Annotated in this window: 19 protein-coding genes; 4 read left to right on the plus strand and 15 right to left on the minus strand. The window is 70.9% G+C overall.

What is annotated here, in order from left to right; all coding sequences use genetic code 11:
- Positions 1-107 precede the first annotated feature (107 nt).
- The 4 genes from pucD to ACFY1H_RS19960 are packed head-to-tail and all read right to left on the minus strand — an operon-like array spanning position 108 to position 5,060.
- The gene (gene pucD, locus ACFY1H_RS19945; protein ID WP_386948196.1) at positions 108-2,378 is read right to left on the minus strand and encodes a xanthine dehydrogenase subunit D; all 2,271 of its coding nucleotides are present in this window, start codon (positions 2,376-2,378) and stop codon (positions 108-110) included.
- The gene (locus tag ACFY1H_RS19950) at positions 2,375-3,715 is read right to left on the minus strand and encodes an 8-oxoguanine deaminase (RefSeq protein ID WP_386948199.1); all 1,341 of its coding nucleotides are present in this window, start codon (positions 3,713-3,715) and stop codon (positions 2,375-2,377) included. The genes pucD and ACFY1H_RS19950 overlap by 4 nt, the downstream gene beginning before the upstream one ends.
- Positions 3,712-4,185: a (2Fe-2S)-binding protein gene (locus tag ACFY1H_RS19955; protein WP_366580851.1), complete on the minus strand. Its 474-nt coding sequence runs from the start codon at positions 4,183-4,185 to the stop codon at positions 3,712-3,714. Before ACFY1H_RS19955 ends, ACFY1H_RS19950 begins: the two co-directional genes overlap by 4 nt.
- On the minus strand, positions 4,176-5,060 hold the full coding sequence (locus tag ACFY1H_RS19960; RefSeq protein WP_366580849.1) for a xanthine dehydrogenase family protein subunit M: 885 nt from the start codon (positions 5,058-5,060) through the stop codon (positions 4,176-4,178). The genes ACFY1H_RS19955 and ACFY1H_RS19960 overlap by 10 nt, the downstream gene beginning before the upstream one ends.
- 124 nt (positions 5,061-5,184) lie before the next feature.
- Here ACFY1H_RS19960 and ACFY1H_RS19965 point away from each other — a divergent pair, with 124 nt between their 5' ends.
- On the plus strand, positions 5,185-6,579 hold the full coding sequence (locus tag ACFY1H_RS19965) for a PucR family transcriptional regulator ligand-binding domain-containing protein (protein ID WP_386948204.1): 1,395 nt from the start codon (positions 5,185-5,187) through the stop codon (positions 6,577-6,579).
- A 52-nt stretch (positions 6,580-6,631) separates the two neighbouring features.
- Here the strand turns inward: ACFY1H_RS19965 and htpG are convergent, their stop codons facing one another.
- The 3 genes from htpG to aceB all read right to left on the minus strand — a co-directional run bounded on the left by htpG (position 6,632) and on the right by aceB (position 11,838).
- Positions 6,632-8,590 (minus strand): molecular chaperone HtpG, encoded by a 1,959-nt coding sequence (htpG, locus tag ACFY1H_RS19970; RefSeq protein WP_386948207.1) that lies wholly within the window; start codon positions 8,588-8,590, stop codon positions 6,632-6,634.
- 477 nt (positions 8,591-9,067) lie between these two features.
- On the minus strand, positions 9,068-10,264 hold the full coding sequence (locus tag ACFY1H_RS19975; protein ID WP_386948209.1) for a DUF6986 family protein: 1,197 nt from the start codon (positions 10,262-10,264) through the stop codon (positions 9,068-9,070).
- A complete protein-coding gene (gene aceB / locus ACFY1H_RS19980) occupies positions 10,264-11,838 on the minus strand; it encodes a malate synthase A (protein ID WP_386948212.1) in 1,575 nt (524 codons plus the stop codon). The genes ACFY1H_RS19975 and aceB overlap by 1 nt, the downstream gene beginning before the upstream one ends.
- A gap of 121 nt (positions 11,839-11,959) precedes the next feature.
- Here aceB and ACFY1H_RS19985 point away from each other — a divergent pair, with 121 nt between their 5' ends.
- Positions 11,960-12,724, plus strand: coding sequence for an IclR family transcriptional regulator (locus ACFY1H_RS19985; RefSeq protein ID WP_366580839.1), 765 nt, complete (start codon positions 11,960-11,962; stop codon positions 12,722-12,724).
- Here ACFY1H_RS19985 and ACFY1H_RS19990 read toward each other — a convergent pair.
- The 8 genes from ACFY1H_RS19990 to ftsY all read right to left on the minus strand — a co-directional run bounded on the left by ACFY1H_RS19990 (position 12,717) and on the right by ftsY (position 18,266).
- A complete protein-coding gene (locus ACFY1H_RS19990) occupies positions 12,717-13,214 on the minus strand; it encodes a GNAT family N-acetyltransferase (RefSeq protein WP_386948216.1) in 498 nt (165 codons plus the stop codon). The two genes, ACFY1H_RS19985 and ACFY1H_RS19990, sit on opposite strands and share 8 nt — an antisense overlap.
- A 111-nt stretch (positions 13,215-13,325) precedes the next feature.
- A complete protein-coding gene (locus tag ACFY1H_RS19995; protein ID WP_366580835.1) occupies positions 13,326-13,640 on the minus strand; it encodes a DUF4333 domain-containing protein in 315 nt (104 codons plus the stop codon).
- A 12-nt stretch (positions 13,641-13,652) separates the two neighbouring features.
- On the minus strand, positions 13,653-13,859 hold the full coding sequence (locus ACFY1H_RS20000) for a hypothetical protein (RefSeq protein ID WP_366580833.1): 207 nt from the start codon (positions 13,857-13,859) through the stop codon (positions 13,653-13,655).
- Complete coding sequence (locus tag ACFY1H_RS20005) at positions 13,856-14,332, minus strand: YbaB/EbfC family nucleoid-associated protein (protein WP_366580831.1); 477 nt, start codon at positions 14,330-14,332, stop codon at positions 13,856-13,858. The genes ACFY1H_RS20000 and ACFY1H_RS20005 overlap by 4 nt, the downstream gene beginning before the upstream one ends.
- Positions 14,329-14,829, minus strand: coding sequence for a hypothetical protein (locus ACFY1H_RS20010; RefSeq protein ID WP_386948221.1), 501 nt, complete (start codon positions 14,827-14,829; stop codon positions 14,329-14,331). The genes ACFY1H_RS20005 and ACFY1H_RS20010 overlap by 4 nt, the downstream gene beginning before the upstream one ends.
- Before the next feature lie 32 nt (positions 14,830-14,861).
- On the minus strand, positions 14,862-16,259 hold the full coding sequence (locus tag ACFY1H_RS20015; RefSeq protein WP_386948224.1) for a putative T7SS-secreted protein: 1,398 nt from the start codon (positions 16,257-16,259) through the stop codon (positions 14,862-14,864).
- Entirely contained in the window at positions 16,259-16,816 is a 558-nt protein-coding gene (locus ACFY1H_RS20020) for a hypothetical protein (RefSeq protein WP_366580826.1), read from the minus strand. The genes ACFY1H_RS20015 and ACFY1H_RS20020 overlap by 1 nt, the downstream gene beginning before the upstream one ends.
- A 106-nt stretch (positions 16,817-16,922) precedes the next feature.
- On the minus strand, positions 16,923-18,266 hold the full coding sequence (ftsY, locus tag ACFY1H_RS20025) for a signal recognition particle-docking protein FtsY (RefSeq protein WP_366580825.1): 1,344 nt from the start codon (positions 18,264-18,266) through the stop codon (positions 16,923-16,925).
- A 150-nt stretch (positions 18,267-18,416) separates the two neighbouring features.
- On the opposite strand from ftsY, the gene ACFY1H_RS20030 reads away from it, so the two are divergent.
- Together ACFY1H_RS20030 and ACFY1H_RS20035 are read left to right on the plus strand one after the other, a co-directional pair.
- Complete coding sequence (locus ACFY1H_RS20030; protein WP_386948228.1) at positions 18,417-19,622, plus strand: anhydro-N-acetylmuramic acid kinase; 1,206 nt, start codon at positions 18,417-18,419, stop codon at positions 19,620-19,622.
- A gap of 10 nt (positions 19,623-19,632) precedes the next feature.
- Positions 19,633-21,201, plus strand: coding sequence for a sodium:solute symporter (locus tag ACFY1H_RS20035; RefSeq protein WP_386948230.1), 1,569 nt, complete (start codon positions 19,633-19,635; stop codon positions 21,199-21,201).
- The last annotated feature ends 65 nt before the right edge of the window (positions 21,202-21,266 follow it).

The following is a 21,266-nucleotide window of genomic DNA, read 5'->3' on the forward strand; positions in this document are numbered from 1 at the left end:
TCGACGTGGGTCCGCGCCGCCGGTGGTCCCGCGGCGATGGTCGCACGGGCCCAGGGTCCAAGGTGTGCGACCGCCCGTCAGTGCGCCACCAGCGAATTCGCCGGGCCCTACGTCCCCGTCAGGTGTTCCGGGCGGACCGGCACCCGGGTCAGTGCCAGACCCGTCGCGGCGCGGATGGCGGAGACGATGGCCGGGGTGGAGGAGATGGTGGGGGGTTCGCCGACGCCGCGGAGGCCGTAGGGGGCGTGGGGGTCGGGGCGTTCGAGGACGTCGATGGACATCGGGGGCATGTCGAGGACGGTGGGGATGAGGTAGTCGGTGAAGGAGGGGTTGCGGACGCGGCCGCCGTCGACCTGGATTTCCTCCATGACGGCGAGGCCGAGGCCCTGGGCGGAGCCGCCCTGGATCTGGCCGAGGACGGCCTGCGGGTTCAGCGCGCGGCCGACGTCCTGGGCGCAGTCGAGGGCGACGACCTTCACCAGGCCTAGCTCCACGTCGACGTCGACGACGGCGCGGTGGGCGGCGAAGCCGTACTGCACGTGGGCGGTCCCCTGGCCGGTGACCGGGTCGAGTGGATACGTGGGGCGGTGGCGCCACTCGACCGTTTCGTCGAACGCCGAGGTGCCCAGCACGGCGGCGAGATCCGCCAGCACCACGCCGTCGGTGGCGACGAGCTTGCCGCCGGCCACGCGGGTGCCGGAAGGCAGGCCGGCGGAGGCCAGGACGCGGGCGCGCACGGCGGCGGACGCGGCCTGCACGGCGCCGCCGGTCACGTAGCTCTGGCGGGACGCCGAGGTCGACCCGCCGTTGCCGATGGAGGTGTCCATGGGCAGCACGGTCACCTGCTCCACGCCGAGCTCGGTGCGCACGATCTGCTGCATGATCGTCACGAGCCCCTGCCCGACCTCGCACGCCGCGGTGTGCACGGTGGCCGCGGGTTCGCCACCGACGAGCTCCAGGCGCACGCGCGCGGTGGAGTAGTCGTCGAAGCCCTCGGAGAAACACACGTTCTTGATCCCCACGGCATACCCGACGCCACGCACCACGCCCTCGCCGTGCGTGGTGTTGGAGACGCCGCCGGGCAGGTGGCGCAGGTCGAACGAGCGCGACGCGGGCAGCGGCCGGGCCCGCAGCCGTTCCAGCAACTCGGCGACGGGCGCGGCCGAGTCCACGACCTGGCCCGTCGGCATCACGGCGCCCTCGGTCATCGCGTTGCGGATGCGCAGCTCGACCGGGTCGAGGCCACACGCGGCGGCCAGCTTGTCCATCTGCGACTCGTACCCGAACGCCGCCTGCACCGCGCCGAAGCCCCGCATCGCGCCGCACGGCGGGTTGTTCGTGTAGGCGCCCCAGCAGTCGACCGCCACATTGTCCACTGTGTACGGTCCGACGCCCAGCGTCGCCGCGTTGGCCACCACCGCGCCGGTGGACGACGCGTACGCGCCGCCGTCGAGGAAAAGGCGCGCGCGGACGTACACGAGCCGGCCGTCGGAGGTGGCGCCGTGCTCGTAGTACATCTTCGCCGGATGGCGGTGCACGTGGCCGTAGAACGATTCTTCGCGGTTGTAGACCATCTTCACCGGCTTGCCGGTGTGCAGCGCGAGCAGGCACGCGTGCACCTGCATCGACAGGTCCTCGCGGCCGCCGAACGCGCCGCCGACACCGCCGAGCGTCAGCCGCACCTGCTCGACCGGCAGCCCGAGCGCCGCGACGATCTGCTGCTGGTCCACGTGCAGCCACTGCGTCGCGACGTACAGGTCCACGCCGCCGACCGTGTCGGGCACCGCGAGCCCCGACTCCGGGCCGAGGAAGGCCTGGTCCTGCATGCCGACCTCGTACACGCCGGACACCACGACGTCGGCCCGGACATCCTCGGAACCACGCCGGATCCGCACGTGACGCACCACGTTGCCGTCGGGGTGCAGCGAAAGACCCTCGCCGTTCACCGCCGCCTCGGAACTGGTGACGGGCGTCAGCTCCTCATACGTCACCTTGATCCGCTTCATCGCCCGCCGCGCCGTCTCCGGGTGGTCGGCGGCCACGAGCGCCACGGGCTCACCCTCGTAGCGCACGACCTCGTCGGCGAGCACCGGCTGGTCGGCGTGCTCCAGCCCGTAGCGGTTGACGCCGGGCACGTCCTCGTGGGTCAGCACCGCGTAAACCCCTTGCACGGCAAGGGCTTCCGTGAGGTCGATCCCGGTGATCCGCGCGTACGGGTGGGGGCTGCGCAGGGTCGCGCCCCACAGCATGTCCTCGTGCCACAGGTCCGAGGAATACGCGAACTCGCCGCGCACCTTCACCGTGCCGTCGGGCCGCGGCGCGTTGGCGCCGACGCCGTTGACAGTGGCTGACGAAGTCGTAGTGGTGGTCGTCGTCATCGGTCCTCCCCCAGCCGGGCGCTCGCGGCGGCCAGGTCGCGGGCGATCGCGGACTCGTCCTCCTCACGCAGCGTGCCGTGCTCCACGACGGTCCGGCCGCCCACGAGCAGGCGCGCCAACGGCGGGGTCGCGCCCAGCACGAGCGCGGCGACCGGGTCGGTGATGCCCGCGTATTCGAGCCCCGTCAGGTCCCACACGGCGAGGTCGCCGAGTTTGCCGGCCTCGACCGAGCCCAGCTCGGCGTCGCGGCCGAGGCAGCGAGCGCCGCCCATCGTGCCGAGCCACAACGCTTCCCGGGTGGTCAGCGCGGTCGGCCCGCCGCGTTGGCGAGCCTGCAGCAACGCCTGGTGCAGCTCCTCGCCGAGCCCGCCGGACTCGTTGGACGCGGCGCCGTCGACCCCGAGGCCCACGGGCGCGCCGGCGTCCAGCAGGTCGCGTACGGGGGCGATGCCCGCGCCGAGGCGGCCGTTGGACGTCGGGCAGTGCGCCGAGCCCGTGCCGGTGGCGCCGAAGCGGCGGATCGCGTCGGGCGAGAGGTGGATGGTGTGCGCGAGCCAGACGTCGCTCGCCAGCCAGCCGAGCTTGTCCGCGTACTCGGCGGGCGTGCAGCCGACCTCGGCCAGGCACTGGCGTTCCTCGTCGAGCGTCTCGGCGAGGTGCGTGTGGAGCCGGACGCCCTTGCGGCGCGCGAGGTCGGCCGCACCGGTCATCAGCCGTTCGGTGACGGAGAACGGCGAGCACGGGCCGACCGCGATCCGCAGGTGCGCGTCGGGCGACGAGTCGTGGAACCGGTCGATCACCGCCTCCGTGCCGACCAGTGCGGCGTCGGTGCCCTCCACGAGGTTGTCCGGCGGCAGACCACCGTCGGACTCGCCGCGGTCCATCGAGCCACGAACCAGGTGCAGCCGCAGGCCGACGCGTTGCCGGGCCGCGACGAGCGCCTCGACCTGATCGCCGCCGTCGCGGGGGAAGACGTAGTGGTGGTCGGCCAGGGTCGTGCACCCGGTGAGCGCGAGCCGCGCCATCCCGGCGGTGCCCGCGGCGTGCGTGATGTCCGCGTCGAGCCGGCCCCACACGGGGTAGAGCGCGACGAGCCACTCGAACAGCGTGTGGTCGGCGGCCATCCCGCGCGTGGCCCACTGGTAGAGGTGGTGGTGGGTGTTGACCAGGCCCGGCGTGACGAGGCAGCCGGACGCGTCCACGTGCTCCTCGGCGTCGCCGGTGAAGGTGCCTTCGCCGACTTCGGCGATCACGCCGTTGTCCACGAGCACGTAGCCCGAGCCATATTCGGGGCCGCTGACGGTGGCGATCGCGGCGTTCTCGATGACCGTCCTCATGCGACACCGCTCTTCGCGACAGCGGCGGCCCGCACGGCGTCGAGGATCTTCTCGTACCCCGTGCACCGGCAGAGGTTCCCGGCCAGCGCCTCGCGGATTTCCTCGTCGCTGGGCTGCGCCACGCGGTTGAGCAGGTCGTGGGCCGCGACGACGAGACCGGGGGTGCAGAAGCCGCACTGCACGGCGCCGTTGTCCACGAAGGACTGCTGCACCGGGTCCAGCTTGTCGCCGTCGGCCAGCCCTTCGACGGTGCGCACCGAGCGGCCCTCGACCTGACCGGCCGCGACGAGGCACGAGCACACCGGCACGTCGTCGAGGTACACCGTGCAGGACCCGCATTCGCCCTGTTCACAGGCGTTTTTCGAACCCGGCAGGCCGAGCCGCTCGCGCAGCACGTAGAGCAGGCTCTCGCCTTCCCACACGTCGTCGGCCTCGCGGGCCTCGCCGTTGACGGTCACGTTCACGCGCACGTGCGCTCACTCCCCCGGTGTTCGTCCCAGGCCCAGGTCAGCGTGCGCCGAGCGAGCACGGCCAGGGCGTGTCTGCGGTAGTCCGCGCTGCCGCGGACGTCGTCGATCGGTGCGGCGGCCTCGGCCACGAGCTCGCCGAAGCGTCGTTTCAAGGAGTCGGCCAACGCCGTGGGCGCGTCCCACGGCAGCTCCGCGGCCAGGAATTCCTCGGCCGCGCGGGCCCGGCGCGGGGTGGGTGCGGCGGACCCGACCGAGGCGCCGACCTCCCGCTTCGCAGGCCGCAGGTTCACCGCGAAGGAACAGACGGCGATCACCATCGCGTTTCGCGTGCCGACCTTCGCGAACTGCTGGGGACCCGCGTGCGCGGGCAGGTGGACGGCGGTGATCAGCTCGTCGGGCTCCAGCGCGTTGCGCTTCACGCCGAGATAGAACTCCTCCGCCGGCAGCACCCGCGTCCCCCGGACGGACGCGACCTCGACGCGCGCGCCGAGCGCGAGCAGCACCGGGTGCGTGTCGCCGGCCGGTGACGCGGCGCCGAGGTTGCCACCGACCGTGCCGCGGTTGCGGATCTGCGGCGAGCCGACCGTGCGCGAGGCCATCGCCAATGCGGGCAAAGGTTCACCCAGCTCGGTGATCACGCGCGAATAAGACACGGCCGCACCGAGCCGGACGGTGCTTTCCGGAAGAGTCCCGTCCGAAGTGGACCACTCGGCCAGCTCAGCGACACCGGTGAGATCGAGCAGCGCGGCCGGGCGGCGGTGGTCGAAGTTCAGCTCCACCATCACGTCCGTGCCGCCGGCGATCGGCACCGCGTCGGGGCGTTCGGCCTTCACGGCCAGCGCCTCGCCCAGATCGGCAGGTCGCAGGAAATCCACGCTCGAGCTCCTCCCCTCGGCCTGATGTCCCAGTACACGCCGAACCCGCTCGCGCGGCAACGGTGCCCCGCCATGAAAGCCGCCCCAGCGGAAGACCACCCGTTTGTGCTTTCCTACAAGCCTGATGACGACCGTGAGAACCCTGCTGGGCCTGCCCGGCCTGCGCCCGCACCCGAGCACCGCCGAGGACCTGCTCGACCGCGCCGTCACGCGGATCTACGTGACCGAGCTGCCCGACCCGGGCCGCTACCTGACGGCGGGCGAGCTCGTGCTGTCCGGGCTGCTGTGGTGGCGCACGCCGGGTGACGCGGAGCCGTTCGTCGCCGCGCTGGCAGCCGGGGGCGCCGCCGCGTTGGCCGCGTCGGGCGCGGACGCCGGCGGCATCCCGGAAGACGTCATCGACACGTGCGCGCGCCACGGCGTCCCGCTGCTGGAAGTGCCGCCGGACCTGTCGTTCGCCGTGATCACCGAACGCGTGGTGCTGGCGCTCGCGGCCGCCGCCGACGGGGCGCGCAAACGCTTGCTTACCGCCGCCGCGGAGGACGCGCCGCTGGAAGACCTGCTGGCCCGCGCGGCCGAGGAGCTCGGCACGGCGTGCTGGGTCCTCTCGGGCGTGCCCCGCGTGGTGGCCGGCACGGCACCGCTGCCGGTGTCGGCGGCCGAGCCCGTGCGCCAGTTCGCCGCCGCCCGCGCCCGGCCCACGGCGGCGGGCGGCCTCACCGTACTGCCGGTGGAGAGCCGCCACGCGGTGCCGTGGCTGCTCGCCGTGGACGGACCGCTGAGCACCGCGCAGACGGAGCTCGCCGAGGAGCTGGCCGGGCTCGTCGGGCTGGCTCGCGCGCGGTCGCGTCCGTCGCCGGCGCCGCTCGGCGGCAACGTCCGCGCGGTCGCGCTGCGCACGGAAGACAGCGCGGAAGCCGACGAGGTGCTCGCCGAACTCCTGGCCACCACGGGGAAAGCGATCACGCCGACCGGCAGCCGCGACCACACGGAGGCGCTCGCGCTCGTGGCCGACGACGGTTCCTGGCCCGCCGGCTGGGCCGGCGACGCGGTGACTGCTCTGTACACAGTGGAGCCGCTGCTGCGCGCGACGCGGATCCTCGCCGGTGTCAGCGATCCCGTGCCCGCGGCGGAGTCACGCGGTGCGTTCGAAGTGGCGCGTCACGCGCTTTCCCTTGCCGCGGACCGGCAAGGTGACGTGGTGGTCGTGCCCGCCGCCGCGCTCGGCGTGCACCAGCTGCTGCTCGCCGGCACGTCCACCGACCTGCGCGCCGCGTTGCGCCGGCGCCTGCTCGGCCCACTGCTCGACTACGACGCCGAGCAGCATTCGGATCTCGTGCGCACCGTGCGCGTGTTCCTGGAGTGCTCCGGCTCCCCCACGCGCGCGGCGAAAACCCTGCACATCCACGTGAACACCCTGCGCTACCGCATCGGCCGCGCCGCCGAGCTGCTCGGCGTGGACCTCACGGACTTCGTCGCGCAGGTCGACGTCTACCTGGCCCTGACCTCGGAGTCCTGAACGGCCGTGAAGGGCACCTTCTGGGAACCAGGCGCCCTTCACGGACTCGTGGTCAGAGAGCCTTCGCGGCCCGGTCGGCGACCAGTTTCAGGAACCGGCCCGGGTCGGCCAGCTCGCCGCCCTCGGCCAGCAGCGCCATGCCGTGCAGCAGCTCCGCCGTCTCGGCCAGCGAACCGTCGGCCGGGTTGTCCGCGAACGCCTTGCGCAGCCCGGAGACCAGCGCGTGGTCCGGGTTGAGCTCCAGGACCCGCTTGATCTGCGGCATCTCCTGGCCCATCGCGCGGTACATCTTCTCCAGCGTCGGCGTCATGTCACCCGAGTCGCCGACGATGCACGACGGCGAGGTGGTCAGCCGCGAGGACAGGCGAACCTCCTTGACGCTGTCGGTGAGCGTCGCCGACATCCACTTGAGCAGGTCCGCGTACTCGGCCTTCTGCTCGTCGGACGTCTCCTCGCCGCCGAGGTCGACCTCGCCCTTGGCCACGGACTGGAACGACTTCTCCTCGAACCCGCCCACGCCGTCGACCCACATCTCGTCGACCGGGTCGGTGAGGATGAGGACCTCGTAGCCCTTGGCGCGGAACGCTTCCAGGTGCGGCGAGTTCTCGATCACCGTGCGCGACTCACCGGTGAGGTAGTAGATGTGCTCCTGGCCTTCCTTCATCCGCGAGACGTAGTCACGCAGCGAGGTCGGCTTCTCCGCGTGGTTCGTGGACGCGAACGACGAGATCTCCAGGATGGCCGGGCGGTTCTCCGGGTCGTCGAGCAGACCCTCCTTCACCGCGCGGCCGAACTCGCGCCAGAACGTCGCGTACTTCTCGGCGTCCTCGGTCATCATCGTCTTGATCGTGGAGAGGATCTTCTTCTCCAGCCGCCGCCGGATCGCACGGATCTGGCGGTCCTGCTGCAGGATCTCGCGCGAGACGTTGAGCGAGAGGTCCTGCGCGTCGACGACACCCTTGATGAAGCGCAGGTAGTTCGGCATCAGCGCTTCGCAGTCGTCCATGATGAACACGCGCTTCACGTACAGCTGCACACCGCGCTTCGCGTCCCGCATGAACAGGTCCATCGGCGCCTGCGCCGGGATGAAGAGCAGTGCCTGGTACTCGAACGTGCCTTCCGCCTGCATGCGGACGGTTTCGAGGGCGTTGTTCCAGTCGTGGCTGATGTGCTTGTAGAACTCCTGGTACTCCTCGTCGGAGACTTCCGACGAGGGGCGGGCCCAGAGGGCCTTGCGGGAGTTGACGGTCTCGAACTCGGGCGCGGCAGGCTCTTTCGCGTCTTCGTCGGCGGCTTCTTCCGTGGCTTCTTCGGCGGCGGCCAGGGGGCTGGGCTGCTTGGCCATCCGGACGGGCCAGGTGATGAAGTCGGAGTAGCGCTTGACGATCTCGCGGACCTTCCACTCCGACGTGTAGTCGAAGAGGTGGTCCTCGTCGTCGGCCGGCTTGAGGTGCAGTGTGACCGCGGTGCCCTGCGGGGCGTCGGCGACCGGTTCGATCGTGTAGGTGCCCTCGCCTTCGGATTCCCAGCGGACGCCGTCGGCGGTACCGGCTTTGCGCGTGGTCAGGGTGACCTTGTCGGCGACCATGAAGCTGGAGTAGAAGCCGACGCCGAACTGGCCGATGAGGTCCTGCGAGCCCGCCGCGTCCTGGGATTCCTTGAGCTTGCGGAGGAACTCGGCGGTGCCCGACTTGGCGATGGTGCCGATGAGGTTCACCACGTCGTCGCGGGACATGCCGATGCCGTTGTCGCGGACGGTGAGGGTGCGGGCGTCCTTGTCGAGGGTCAGCTCGATGTGGAGGTCGGCGGTGTCGGCTTCGAGGTCCTTGTCGCGGTAGGTCTCGAGGCGGAGCTTGTCCAGTGCGTCGGAGGCGTTGGAGATGAGCTCGCGGAGGAAGATGTCCTTGTTCGAGTAGATCGAGTGGATCATCAGCTGGAGCAGCTGGCGGGCCTCGGATTGGAATTCGAGGGTTTCGGGTTGTGTCGGTTGAGTCGCCGATTGTTGAGACATGGTGTCGCGTTTTCCTTTCCCACCCCACACCAGAAAGACGGCAGGGAGCCTACCTGGGGTGGGTTGTTGTCCTCGCGGGGTGTTGGGTGGGGTGTTGGTCCTCGCGAGGTGTGGCGTGGGGTGTGAGGGGTTCTTGGTCCTCGCAGGGCGTGTTGCGTTGGGGGTGCACCCCGAAGCTGGATTGTGTTGACGGCCGGTGAGGCGTTGTCAAGGCGGGAAAGCGTGCCTTGACAACGCCTCGCCGGCCGCAAAGAGGCTTCGGATCGGGGTGCCGGGGCGGGGCTGGGTGCAGGTTCCGTCGCGTGGGTGGGCGGCGGTTCGTGGGGTTTGCGCGGCCCGGGTGAGTCGTGAGTTGGGTAGGCGACCGGCGGTTGGGTGGCGACCAGAGCGGCCCAATGTGGCGTTCGGTGCGCTCAACGCACCCAATGCGGCATTCGGTGCGCTCGGCGCAACCAACGCCGCGTTGGGGTGGGGTGGTCAGGCTTGGCGGCGGGTGTAGCGGTCGAGGGTGGCGGCGTCGAAGGGGAGTTCGGCCGGGTCCAGGGCGCCGCAGTGGAGGCCGCCGAGGAGGTAGTGGGCGAGGGCGGCGGCGGTGGCCGGTTCGTCGAGGACGCCGGTCGAGGATTGGGACGCGTAGTCGCTGAGGCGCTTTGCGGCGGTGGGGAAGCCTTCGCGGTAGAAGGCGTAGGTGGCGGCGAAGCGGGTCGGCAGTTGGTTCGGGTGGAGGTCCCAGCCCTGGTAGAAGCCGTTTTCCAGGGAGCGGCGGACCAATCGCAGGTGTTCGGCCCAGGCGCCGGGGAGGTCGTCGCCGAGGGGGAGGCGGTTGGTGGAGCCGTCGGAGAGGCGGACGCCGGTGCCGGCGGCGGCGACCTGCATGAGGTGCTTCGCGAAGTCGGCGGCCGGGTGGGCCATGCTCTGGTAGGCGGCGCCGATGCCGAGGCCGGCGCTGTAGTCGTAGGTGCCGTAGTGCAGGCCGGAGCAGCGGCCGTCGGCCGCCTGGATGATGCGGGCGACCGACACGGTGCCGTCGTGGGCGAGGATGGACTGGGCGGTCTCGATCTGGACCTCGAAGCGCAGGGTGCCTTCGGGCAGGCCGTAGGCGGCCTCCAGTTGGCCGAGGACGTCGGCGGCCACGGAGACCTGTTCGACGGCGGTCACCTTCGGCAGGGTGACGACGAAGCCGTCGGGGAGGTCGCCGTTGGTGAGCAAACCGTTCAGGAACAGGTCCAGGGTGCGGATGCCGCGGCGGCGGGTGGCGGGTTCGAAGCTTTTGAAGCGGATGCCCACGAACGGGGTGCCGCCCGTGGTTGCCAGGACACGGCCGGCCGACAGCGCGGCGGCGTCCTCCGCCTCGTCGCCCGGGTGGCCGTAGCCGTCCTCGAAGTCGATGCGCAGGTCTTCGATGGGCTCGGTGAGCAGCTTCGTGCGCACGCGCTCGGCGACGTCCGCGTCAAGACCCAGCACGTCGCCGTGCTCGACGAACACGCGCATGGCCTGCTTGCCCCAGTCGGCGACCAGGCGGGTGCGGTACTGGGACGCCGGCACGTACACGGTGTGCACGGGCCGGCGGCCCGGCGGCTCACCGGGGTACAGCGCCGCGACGCGCGCGTCGGCCTCGGCCAGGCGTGCGTCGGCGGCGGTGTAGACGTCCTCGGTGAGCCGGCCGTCCGCCATTACTTGATGTGCTCGTACGCCGGGAGCGTGAGGAAGTCCGGGAACTCGTCGGCCAGCGCGACCTGCTCGAACAGCTCGACGGCCGGGGTGAGCACGTCTTCCTTGACCTCGGCCGACAGCTCGCCGCGGACCTCGGCCAGCACGCCGCGCACGAGCTCGGCGGTGACCTTGTCGCCGGTGTCGAGCGTGGTGCCGTTCTTGACCCACTGCCACACCTGCGAACGGGAGATCTCGGCCGTGGCCGCGTCCTCCATGAGGTTGTGGATGGCCGCCGCGCCGTTGCCGCTCAGCCAGGAGGCGATGTAGCGGATGCCGACCTCGACGGCGGCGCGCAGGCCGGCCGCGGTGGCGCTGCCCGGCGTCGAGGCGACGTCGAGGAGCTGGTCGGCCGTGACGCTGACCTCGTCGCGGGTGCGGTCGAGCTGGTTCGGCTTGTCGCCGAGGACCTTGTCGAACTCCTCCTTGCAGAGGGCGACCATGCCGGGGTGCGCGACCCAGGAACCGTCGAAGCCGTCGGCCGCCTCGCGGGCCTTGTCGGCGTGGACCTTCTCGAACGCGCCCTCGTTGACCTTCGGGTCCTTGCTCGGGATGAACGCCGCCATGCCGCCGATCGCGAACGCGCCGCGGCTGTGGCAGGTGTGCACGAGCAGCTCGGTGTACGCGCGCATGAACGGCGCGGTCATGGTCACCGAGTTGCGGTCCGGCAGCACGAACTTCTCGCCGGCGTCGCGGAAGTACTTGATCACGCTGAACAGGTAGTCCCAGCGGCCCGCGTTGAGGCCCGACGCGTGCTCGCGCAGCTCGTAGAGGATCTCCTCCATCTCGAACGCGGCCGGGATCGTCTCGATCAGCACGGTGGCGCGGACGGTGCCGTGCTCGATGCCGAGGGCCTTCTCGGCGTGGGTGAACACGTCGTTCCACAGCCGCGCCTCGAGGTGGCTCTCCATCTTCGGCAGGTAGAAGTACGGGCCCTTGCCGCGCTTGAGCAGCTCGGCCGCGTTGTGGAAGAAGTACAGGCCGAAGTCGACCAGCGCGCCGACGCCCTGGCGGCCGCCGAAGGTGAGGTTGCGCTCGTCGAGGTGCCAGCCACGCGGGCGGACCACGATGGTGGCGTGCTCGACGTCGGGCTTGAGCGCGTAGCTCTTGCCGCCGCTCTCCAGCGTGATCGTCTCGCGGATGGCGTCGGACAGGTTGACCTGGCCGGACACGACGTTGGCCCAGTGCGGCGTGTTGGCGTCCTCGAAGTCGGCGAGCCACACCTTGGCGCCGGAGTTGAGGGCGTTGATGGTCATCTTGCGGTCGGTGGGACCGGTGATCTCCACGCGGCGGTCGCGCAACGCCGGCGGCGCCTCGGCGACCTTCCAGTCGCCTTCGCGGATCTCCTTGGTCTCCGGCAGGAAGTCGAGCCGGCCGGTCGTGCGGGCCTCTTCGCGGCGCTTGCCGCGGGCCACGAGCAGCTCGTCCCGGCGCGCCGCGAAGGCGTCGTGGAGCCCCGCCAGGAAGGCGAGGGCTTCCGGCGTCAGGATCTCGTCGCCGCGCTCCACCGAGCCGCCGAGGACCTGGACTTCAGACATGCGAAACACCCCGAGTCGTTCTTTGGATAACGTCCCTACGGTTTTTACCTGACGGACTATAGTTTCTGCATAGCGGAAGCTCAAACGCTCGGAAGAAGAGGACCTGTGAGGAGGACCACCGGTGGCGGCTGAAAAAGGCGGACGGGACGGCGGCGTCCAGTCCCTGCAGCGTGCGTTCGAGCTGCTGGAGCACCTCGCGGACACGGGTGGGGAGGCCAGCCTGTCGGAGCTCGCGACCCTGTCCGGGCTGCCCATGCCGACCATTCACCGGCTGATCCGGACGCTGGTGGACCTCGGGTACGTCCGGCAGAACACCAACCGCCGCTACGCCCTCGGCGCGCGGCTCATCCGCCTCGGCGAGAACGCCAGCATGCAGTTCGGCTCGTGGGCGCGGCCGCTGCTGGTCGAGCTCGTCGAGGAGGTCGGCGAGACGGCCAACCTCGCCGTGCTGGAACGCGACGAGGTCGTGTACGTGGCCCAGGTGCCCTCCAAGCACTCCATGCGCATGTTCACCGAGGTCGGCCGGCGCCTGCTGCCCCACGGCACCGGAGTCGGCAAGGCGATGCTCGCGCAGCTGCCCGCCGACGACGTCGCGGCGCTCCTGGCGCGCACCGGCATGCCCGCGTACACCGAACACACCTTCACCGACCCTTCTTCGCTCGCCACCGAGCTCACGCGCATCGCTGCCCAGGGCTACGCACTGGACGAGGCCGAGCAGGAGCTCGGCGTCCGGTGCATCGCCGTCGCGGTCCCCGGCATGCCGGTACCCGCGGCAGTGTCCGTGTCCGGCCCGTCCGGCCGGCTGACCGCGGACGCGGTGGCGAGCATCGCGCCCGTGGTGCAGAAGATCGCCGACCGGCTTTCGCAGCAGCTGCCGGTTACCTGAGCTCACCTTCCAGCAGGTCCATCAGCAGGCCGTCGTGAAAGGTGCCGTCGGGGCCGCGTTCGTACTGGCGCAGCAGGCCGACGGGGCGGAAGCCGAGCTTGGTGTACACGTGCACGGCCTTGTCGTTGGCGGCGGCCGGGTCGATCGTCAGGCGGTGGTGGCCCTGGGCGAACAGGTGCGCGGCGAGCACGCGGATGGCCTCCGGGCCGAGGCCGCGACCGTGGTGGCTCGGGGCGACGGCGATGTCGATGCCGGCGTGGCGGTACTGCGGGTCGAGCTCCTCGCAGCTCTGGATGAGGCCGACGACCTCGCCGTCGAGCTCGATGGCGTAGCTGGAGAAGCCGGCTTCCTCCTCGAGGAGCCTTTCGACCTCGTGCACGGTTTCGCCCCACCACCGCGCGACTTCGGGCGTGGACAGGATTTCCTGGGCGCGCTGCCGGTCGTCCCGCGTGAGCGGGCGCAGGCGGACGCGCGGGCCTTCGATGATCATGACTGGGTCTCCTCTCGTCTGGGGATGTTCGGGTGACGAGGGGAAACGGGCGGTCCACGCGGGCGTCAATCCATGGCTGGAGTGTGCGCCCGCGCGGGCCGGTGTGTCATCTCAATTGCCGACGGCGTGGTCGTCGACCTTCACCGAGTAGCGGACGTCGCTGCCGTTCACGGTGTGGATGGTCGCCGTGAGGCCGTACTTCGTGGACCCGTCGGCCAGTTCGCAGCGCATCTGCTGCCCGACCTTCGCGTCGATCGGGCCGGGGCAGGTGATCGAGTCCGGCCGCCGCCCGAACGAGCTCTGCAGCGCGTCGGCGATCCCCTTCTCCAGATCGGCCTTCGCCACCCGCCGCTGCACCTCCACGTGCGCGGAACACCCGGCCACCAACGCGATTCCGCACACGGCGACAACCACCCGACGCAACACTGTTTGCCTCCTCTAGGTCCAGACGGAACGGGGAAAGGTGAACTCGAACGGGCGCCCGCGGTGCGTCCCGCTCACGATCTCGCGCGCCTCGAACGCTTCGGGCGGCCGGGCGAACACACCGGCCGGAGAGAACAGCTCGTCCACGACGGACCACGCCACCGCGGCCGCGACCAAGGGCGTGCCGCCGACGACGATCACGAGGATCAGAGCGACGCTCACCGGGTCGATTCCTGGTCGTACACGGAGAAGTCGTCGAACTCGTCCTCCGGCGGCACTTCGCGAACCGGCGGGCGCGGCGGCGGTGCCACCGAGGTCGGGCGAGGAGCGCCGAAGAGCTGTTCGTCGGAGTCGAGCACGCGGTCGAGGAACTCCGTGCTGCCGAGGCCGCGACGGACGACGTCGGCCTGCATCCGCGCGGCCGCGGCCTGCGCTTCGCCGATCGCGCGCAGGACGTCGGAAGACAGCACAGCGGGATCGGTCTCACGGGCGCGTTCGCTGAAGGTGACCGAGGCGATCGCGCCGCCGGGCCCGGCGACCACGGTGACCACGCCATCCGGCGACGTGGCGCTGCCCATGGCGTCTTTGAGCTCGTCGGCGACCCGTTGGTACGCCTCGGCCCGGAGGCGGTTGTCGGTCGCGGCCGCGTCGATCGCTTCGATGCGGGCCAGCAGCTGCCGCGCGGTGTCGTTCATGCCGCCTGCTCCGGTTTGACGGTGGTGAGGAACTTCTGGAAGTCGTCGATCACGTGCTCGAACTGGTTCTCCAGCAACGCCGACAGCACCACGTGCAGCACGGCCCGCCGCTGCGGGTCCTGCTGGTCGCGCATCGCCAGGAACACCTGGAACTGCACGAGATCCACCTGCTTGCCCTTGAGCCCGACGGTCAGCTTCACCGCCTGCGTGAGCCCGGGGTTCTCAGCCGAGCCGACCTCGTTGCGCCGCCCGAGCTGCACGCCCTGGGCGCCGGCCGCGCGCAGCTTCTCCACGGCCTCGTCGCCGACCGCCGTGAGCGCGACGTCGTCCTCGCGCAGCTCGCCGGTGATCGTGATGTTCGCGGTGAACCCTTCGCGTGCCGACGCGGGATTCAGCGCGACAAACGCGGCGTCCGGGGTGCCGACCTGGTCGGGCGGAACCGATCGCCAGCCGTCCGGCAGCGAGAACTCGATCGGGACGGGGAGGGTGCCTGCCACTGTGTCTGCTCCGAATCTGCTGGTTCTGGTGGTCAGAAGCCGAGGAAGTCGCCGACGGCGCCGGCCGCGTTCGCGATGCCGTGCCCGACGTCGGACGCGACCTCGCCGACGTCACCGGCCACGTCCTGCACGGTGTCGACGACCTCACCCGGGTCGATGCTCAGGTCGAACCCGACCTTGCCACCGATACCCAGGGCCACGCCGACCGAAGCGCCGACGTGGAACTTCCCGTCGTCGCCCATGCCGAACTGGCCGCTCGCCTCGGCGCCGATCCCGGCCCACGCTTCGCCGTGCGCACCGGCGGTGACACCGGCGACCTCGGCGCTCGCGTTGCCCTCGATCCGGCCGCCCACGAACCCCTCGACGCTGCCCTGCATCCCGGACCAGCCGAGGGAGCCCTGGGCGGATGCCTTGGCCCCGACTTCCGCCGAGGCGTCGCCCTTCACCGCAACGTGGTCGCCGTAGTGAATTTCGCCTTCCGCGCTGCCCTTGGCCAAATACGCCTCGGCCGACGCGCCCGCGGTCAGGCCCAGCGCGGACGCCCCTGCGTGGGCCTCAGCGCCGGCTCCGAGGGCCGCGCCCTCGATCTTGCCGCTGCCGCCGAACGTTCCGTCGCCGAACTTGCCGTCCAGCGAACCGTCGACCAGGTCGACGCTCGCCGAGGCCGACACGGTGCTCTCCGACGTGTCGATGCCGAACTTTTCGAGAAGGCCGCCGAGTTTGTCGGTGAGCATCCCGTCGGACTGCGAACCCCACTCGGCTTCGAAGCTGCGCCCCTTGCCGCCTTTGCCCGCGGCCCAGCCCTTCTCGTCTTCGTCGGTGTCGACCCACTGCTTCTTGTCCGGATCCCACTTCTGGCGCCGGTCGGCACCGAATTTCTTGAGATCCTTCGAATAGCTGCCGTCGTCCTGCTTCTTGAAGCCGAGCTTCTTCGCCGTCTCACCGCCGGCCTCCTCGAGCGCGGCCCGGGCGGCCCGCAGGATCCGCTCGGCCTCCTGCGTCGCGGACTGGCCCGGGTCAGCGAAAGGCGGAACCTGCGCACCGGAGGTGAGGGCTCGGTAGGCCTGGACGGTCCACTGCGCCGACGCGGCCCGCGTGGCCGCCTGCCCCTGCGTGTACAGCTCGAGCGCCCGCTGGGCCTCGGACTGGCTGCGCGTGAGTGCGTCGCCGTAGTCGGCCAGCGCATTGGCGCCGCCGCCCAGGACCCCGATGGTGTCGAACCACTTCTTCGGTTCCTGGCCGAAGGTCTCGCGGAAGCGGTCACTCGCCTCGCCGGTCCACTGCTTCGCGTCGACGCCGGAGAGGCCGTCGGAGATCGCGGCCATTTTCTGGATGTTGCGGACGAGGTCCTTCAGGTCACCCGAGATGAACCGCGGCTCCCCGGGGACGAGGTCCTTCGGGTCGGTCGTCTCCCCCAGCTCGGCGGCCATCAGAAGACCGGCCCTTCGCGGTCCGCCTCAGTGGCGGGGTCAGGGCCCTCCACCTCGGACTTCGGACCGGGGAACAGCTCCCGGGAACGCTCGGGGCTCATCACGTCCGGCGGGAGTTCTTCGATCGACCCGCTGATGCGGCCGGTCCCGCCGCCCGTCCACGCGGGACCGAGCTTCTCGCCTTCGGCCGGGCCCGCGGACCGGTGCAGAATCTCGCCGAGCGGGCCGAAGATGCCACCGTCGGACGGTCCGCCGTGCCCGCCGAACGCCTTCGCCGCGGTTTTCACGATCGCGTCGGTCGCCGTGTCGTCGGCGCCCGCGTAACGCACCGCCGCGGTGCGCAGGTCCTCGCCGTGGCCCTGGGCTTTGCCCTCGAGCGCGTCGACGACGGACTTGATGTCCTCGATGAAGCTGCCCCAGCCCGCCTGCACACCGGGGTGCCCGTAGTCGCCGCTCGGCCCCTGCCACAGCAGGCCCGCGGCGCCTCCGACCACGTCACCGATGGTGTCGGCGGCGCGTTCGAGCTCCTCCGTTACGGCGTCGAACCCGCCCGTCATCCCCGCGAACCCCTCGTCCGGCTGTCACGACGTGATCACCGTGACAGAGACCGGCGGGGGTTCTGCGCTCTTCGCCCGTTGATCACCTCAACGAGCGAATCGTGTCTCAGCCGAGCAGGGCGTCCACGAACGCGCCGGGCTCGAACGGCGCCAGGTCGTCCGGGCCCTCGCCGAGGCCGACGAGCTTCACCGGCACCCCGAGCTCCTTCTGGACCTGGAAGACGATGCCGCCCTTCGCCGTGCCGTCGAGCTTGGTGAGGACGATGCCCGTGACGTCGATGACCTCGGAGAACACGCGGGCCTGGGCGAGGCCGTTCTGGCCCGTGGTGGCGTCGAGCACCAGCAGGACCTCGTCGACCTTCGCCTGCTTCTCGACGACGCGCTTGACCTTGCCGAGCTCGTCCATGAGGCCGGTCTTGGTGTGGAGGCGGCCGGCGGTGTCGACGAGGACCGCGTCGGCACCTTCGTCGATGCCGCGCTTCACCGCGTCGAACGCGACGGCCGCGGGGTCGGCGCCTTCCTTGCCGCGCACGACGGACGCGCCGACGCGGTCGCCCCAGGTCTGGAGCTGGTCGGCGGCCGCGGCGCGGAACGTGTCGGCCGCGCCGAGCACCACGGTGGAGCCCTGCGAGACGAGCACGCGCGCGAGCTTGCCGGTGGTGGTGGTCTTGCCGGTGCCGTTCACGCCGGCGACGAGCACCACGGCCGGCTGCTTCTGGCCGTCGACCTCGTGCGGCAGCGCGCGCACGGCGCGGATGCCGTCCGTGGACAGCGAAGCGGTCAGGACCTCGCGCAGTACTTCGCGCGCTTCGGCGGGCGTGCGCACCGCGCGACGCGACAGCTCGTCCCGCAGGCGCTCGACGATCTGGGTCGTGGTGGCCGCGCCGAGGTCGGCGACGAGCAGCGAGTCCTCGACGTCCTGCCAGGAGTCCTCGTCGAGGTCACCGGCGCCGAGCAGGCCCAGCAGGCTCTGGCCGAACATCGAACGCGACTTCGACAACCGTCCACGCAGGCGCTCCAGCCGGCCGGTCGCGGGGTCGATCTCCTCGATCGGGAGCACCGGCTCGATCGGTTCGACGGTGCCCTCGACGGCCGCGGGAGCTTCCGCCTCGGGCTCGGGCAGCTTGACGTCGCGCATCGTGCGCTGGTCGGAGTCGCGCGGCACGGCGGCGTCGTCGCCCACGGCGGGCTGGCCGTCGACCTCCGGGCGGTCCTCGACGGGGTGCTCGGCCGGCACCGGTTCCGGCGCAGCGACGGCCTCAGCCTCGCCTCCGGGCGCGAAGGTGATGCCGCCGGACGCGGTGTACCCGCCGCCCTTCGGCTTCTCCTCGACCTTGCGCGTCTGTTCGAGGCTGATCCGCCGCCGACGTGCGATGAGCAGCCCGGACACCAGCACGGCGACCAGGACGACGACGGCGACGATGACGATCCAGAACCAGGTGCTCGACACGCACCCATCCTGTCATCCGCTCCCCGGCTCCCCCGGACACCCCACCGCGCTACCCCCTTCAGGCCAACGGATCACACGCAGAGTTCCGATTCGGCCAAGACTTCACGGCGCGGCTTGCGTCACCGCTTCACCCCGGCTAAACCACTCCGGATGAAAACCCACGGCTTCCGCGTTCTCGGCCTCCTCTCGGGGACTTCGGTCGACGGCATCGACGTCGCCGTCGCCGAGCTGCACGCCGAAGACGGCACCGTGGTCCTCACTCCGCTCGGCGAGCTCGACGTGCCGTTCACGCCGGAAACCCGCGGGGCAGTGCTGAACGCCCTGCCGCCCAACCCGAGCAGCGCCGAAGCGCTCACCGTCCTCGACACCCGCGTCGGCCAGGCCTTCGCCGAAGCCGCCGCGCGGGGCATCGCCGAGTACGGGCCCGTGGACGTGATCGCGTCGCTCGGCCAGACCGTCTACCACTGGGTGGAGAACGGCGTGGCGCTCGGCACGCTGCAGCTGGGCCAGCCGGCGTGGATCGCCGAACGCACCGGCACGCCCGTCGTCGCCGACCTGCGCATCCGCGACATCACCGCGGGCGGTCAGGGCGCACCGCTGGCCAGCACGCTCGACGCGTTGTGGCTGCGCGGCCTCGCCGAAGAGACGGGCAACCCCGTGGCCGCGCTCAACCTCGGCGGCATCGCCAACATCACGGTGGTCGGGGAGAGCGACGCCGTGCTCGCGTACGACACCGGTCCCGCCAACGCGTTGCTCGACCTCGCCGCCACCCGCGTGACCGGCGGTGAGCAGCACGCCGACGTCGACGGGAAGCTCGCGCTCGCCGGCACCGTCCGCCGGGACCTGCTCGACCGGCTGCTCGCCGACCCGTACTTCGCCGCCGCACCACCGAAGTCCACCGGCAAGGAGCACTTCCACGGCGCCTACCTCGACGCCGCCCTCGCCGGTCTGCCGCCGCTCACGCCCGAAGACCTCCTGGCGACGCTCACCGAACTCACCGCCGCGACCGTCGCCGCCGAATGCCGGCGCCACCACGCGGCGACGCTCGTCGTCTCCGGCGGCGGCATGCGCAACCCCGCCGTGATGGCGGCGCTGGCGGCCGACCTGGCCGGCGTCGCCCTGCGCACGAGCGACGACCTCGGCCTGCCCGGCGCGGGCAAAGAGGCGTACCTGACGGCGTTGCTCGGCTGGCTGACCTGGTGCGGAGTGCCGGCCACGCTGCCGTCGGCGACGGGCGCGCGCGGGCCCCGGCTGCTCGGCGCGATCACGCCCGGAGCGGACCCCCTGAACCTTCCGGCCCCACTGGGGGGCACCGTGGACCGCTTGCGGGTCACGGAAGTTGGCGCACGACGGTAGGAGAAACCCCATGAACCCAGTCGATCTGGTGATCGTCATCGTGTACCTGGCGGCGATGCCGATCATCGGCGTGCTGGTCGGCCGCAGACAGAAGTCCGCGAACGACTACTTCGTCGGCGAACGAAGCATGCCCTGGTGGGCCGTCACGCTCTCGGTCGTGGCCACCGAGACGTCCACGCTCACCGTGATCTCGACCCCGGGCCTGGTCTTCGGCAGCGAGTTCCTCTTCCTCGAGGTGGCGTTCGGCTACATCCTCGGCCGCATCGTCGCCGCGTTCGTGCTGCTGCCCCGCTACTTCCGCGGCAACTACGTGAGCGCGTACGAGTTCCTCGGCCGCCGCTTCGGGCGCGGGCTGCAGGGCACGGCGTCGGTCACGTTCGTGGTCACGCGCCTGCTCGCCGAGGGCCTGCGGCTGTTCGCCGGTGCCATCCCGATCAAGGCGATCCTCGACCACTACGGCATCCACACGTCGTACTGGCACATCGTGGTGCTGCTCACGGCGCTCACGCTCATCTACGCGTTCGTCGGCGGCATCAAGTCGGTGATCTGGGTCGACGTGATCCAGTGGTCGCTCTACGTCCTCGGCGCCATCGGCGCGGTCGTGTTCCTCTCGACGAAGCTGCCCGACGGCTGGACCTCGATCGCCGCGAGCCAGGGCAGGTTCCAGCTCACCGACTTCACGTCCAACATCATCACCAGCCCGTACGCGTTCATCGGCGCTGTGGTCGGCGGCGCGTTCCTGTCGATGGCCTCGCACGGCGCGGACCAGCTGATCGTCGGGCGGCTGCTGTCGACCAAGAGCCTGCGCGACGGTCAGCGCGCGCTGATCGGCTCGTCGTTCGTGGTGTTCGTGCAGTTCGCGTTGTTCCTGGTCGTGGGCGCGATGCTGTGGGTGTACACCGGCGGCAAGACGGGCGCGACGGCCACGGCGGTCGCGGCCGGGAAGATGTCCGGCGACGACGTGTTCTCCAACTTCATCGTCAACGACCTGCCCGTAGGCCTGGCCGGCCTGCTCATCGCCGGCATCCTCGCGTCCACGATGGGCGCGCTGGCCTCGGCGCTCAACGCACTGTCCACCTCGACCATCGCCGACCTCTACCAGCGCTTCACGAACCGGTCGGTGGAGGACTCGAAGCTGCTGCGCCACGGTCGCATGTGGACGTTGATCTGGGCGGTCGTGTTCGCGATCTTCGCGTCGCTGTTCACCAACTCGAAGGACCCGGTGATCCAGCAGGGCCTCGGCATCGTCGGCTACACCTACGGCGCGCTGCTGGGCTCGTTCTTCCTCGGCCTGATCGTGAAGAAGGCGCGCCAGGCCGACGCGGTGGTCGCGTTCGCGTGCTCGGTGGTGGGCATGGCGTTCCTGATCCTGTTCGTCAAGTTCGACAAGACCACCACGGCCGTGCACATCCAGTTCGGCGCGGCCACGAAGACACTCGTGCCGCTGGCCACCTACTGGTACACGTTCGTCGGCGTGGTGATCACGATGGTCGTCGGCGGGCTGCTCGCGCTGCGCCACCGCGACGCCGACCCGCACGCCGCGGAAGTCGACGCGCCGCAGGAAGAAGTCACCGTCTGACCGGCGGTTGATCACCCCGGCGAGAATTTTTCCCCCATCGGGTGAACCGTCCCGGGGTGGGCGCT

Origin of the sequence: Amycolatopsis sp. NPDC001319, from assembly GCF_042896185.1 — a bacterium.
Lineage (GTDB): Bacteria > Actinomycetota > Actinomycetes > Mycobacteriales > Pseudonocardiaceae > Amycolatopsis.

Bases quoted from the DNA above. Each gene is read 5' to 3' on its own strand.
- pucD (WP_386948196.1), bottom strand. From the start codon at position 2,378: ATGACGACGACCACCACTACGACTTCGTCAGCCACTGTCAACGGCGTC.
- ACFY1H_RS19950 (WP_386948199.1), bottom strand. From the start codon at position 3,715: ATGAGGACGGTCATCGAGAACGCCGCGATCGCCACCGTCAGCGGCCCC.
- ACFY1H_RS19965 (WP_386948204.1), top strand. From the start codon at position 5,185: ATGACGACCGTGAGAACCCTGCTGGGCCTGCCCGGCCTGCGCCCGCAC.
- htpG (WP_386948207.1), bottom strand. From the start codon at position 8,590: ATGTCTCAACAATCGGCGACTCAACCGACACAACCCGAAACCCTCGAA.
- ACFY1H_RS19975 (WP_386948209.1), bottom strand. From the start codon at position 10,264: ATGGCGGACGGCCGGCTCACCGAGGACGTCTACACCGCCGCCGACGCA.
- aceB (WP_386948212.1), bottom strand. From the start codon at position 11,838: ATGTCTGAAGTCCAGGTCCTCGGCGGCTCGGTGGAGCGCGGCGACGAG.
- ACFY1H_RS19990 (WP_386948216.1), bottom strand. From the start codon at position 13,214: ATGATCATCGAAGGCCCGCGCGTCCGCCTGCGCCCGCTCACGCGGGAC.
- ACFY1H_RS20005 (WP_366580831.1), bottom strand. From the start codon at position 14,332: ATGAACGACACCGCGCGGCAGCTGCTGGCCCGCATCGAAGCGATCGAC.
- ACFY1H_RS20015 (WP_386948224.1), bottom strand. From the start codon at position 16,259: ATGGCCGCCGAGCTGGGGGAGACGACCGACCCGAAGGACCTCGTCCCC.
- ACFY1H_RS20020 (WP_366580826.1), bottom strand. From the start codon at position 16,816: ATGACGGGCGGGTTCGACGCCGTAACGGAGGAGCTCGAACGCGCCGCC.
- ACFY1H_RS20030 (WP_386948228.1), top strand. From the start codon at position 18,417: ATGAAAACCCACGGCTTCCGCGTTCTCGGCCTCCTCTCGGGGACTTCG.
- ACFY1H_RS20035 (WP_386948230.1), top strand. From the start codon at position 19,633: ATGAACCCAGTCGATCTGGTGATCGTCATCGTGTACCTGGCGGCGATG.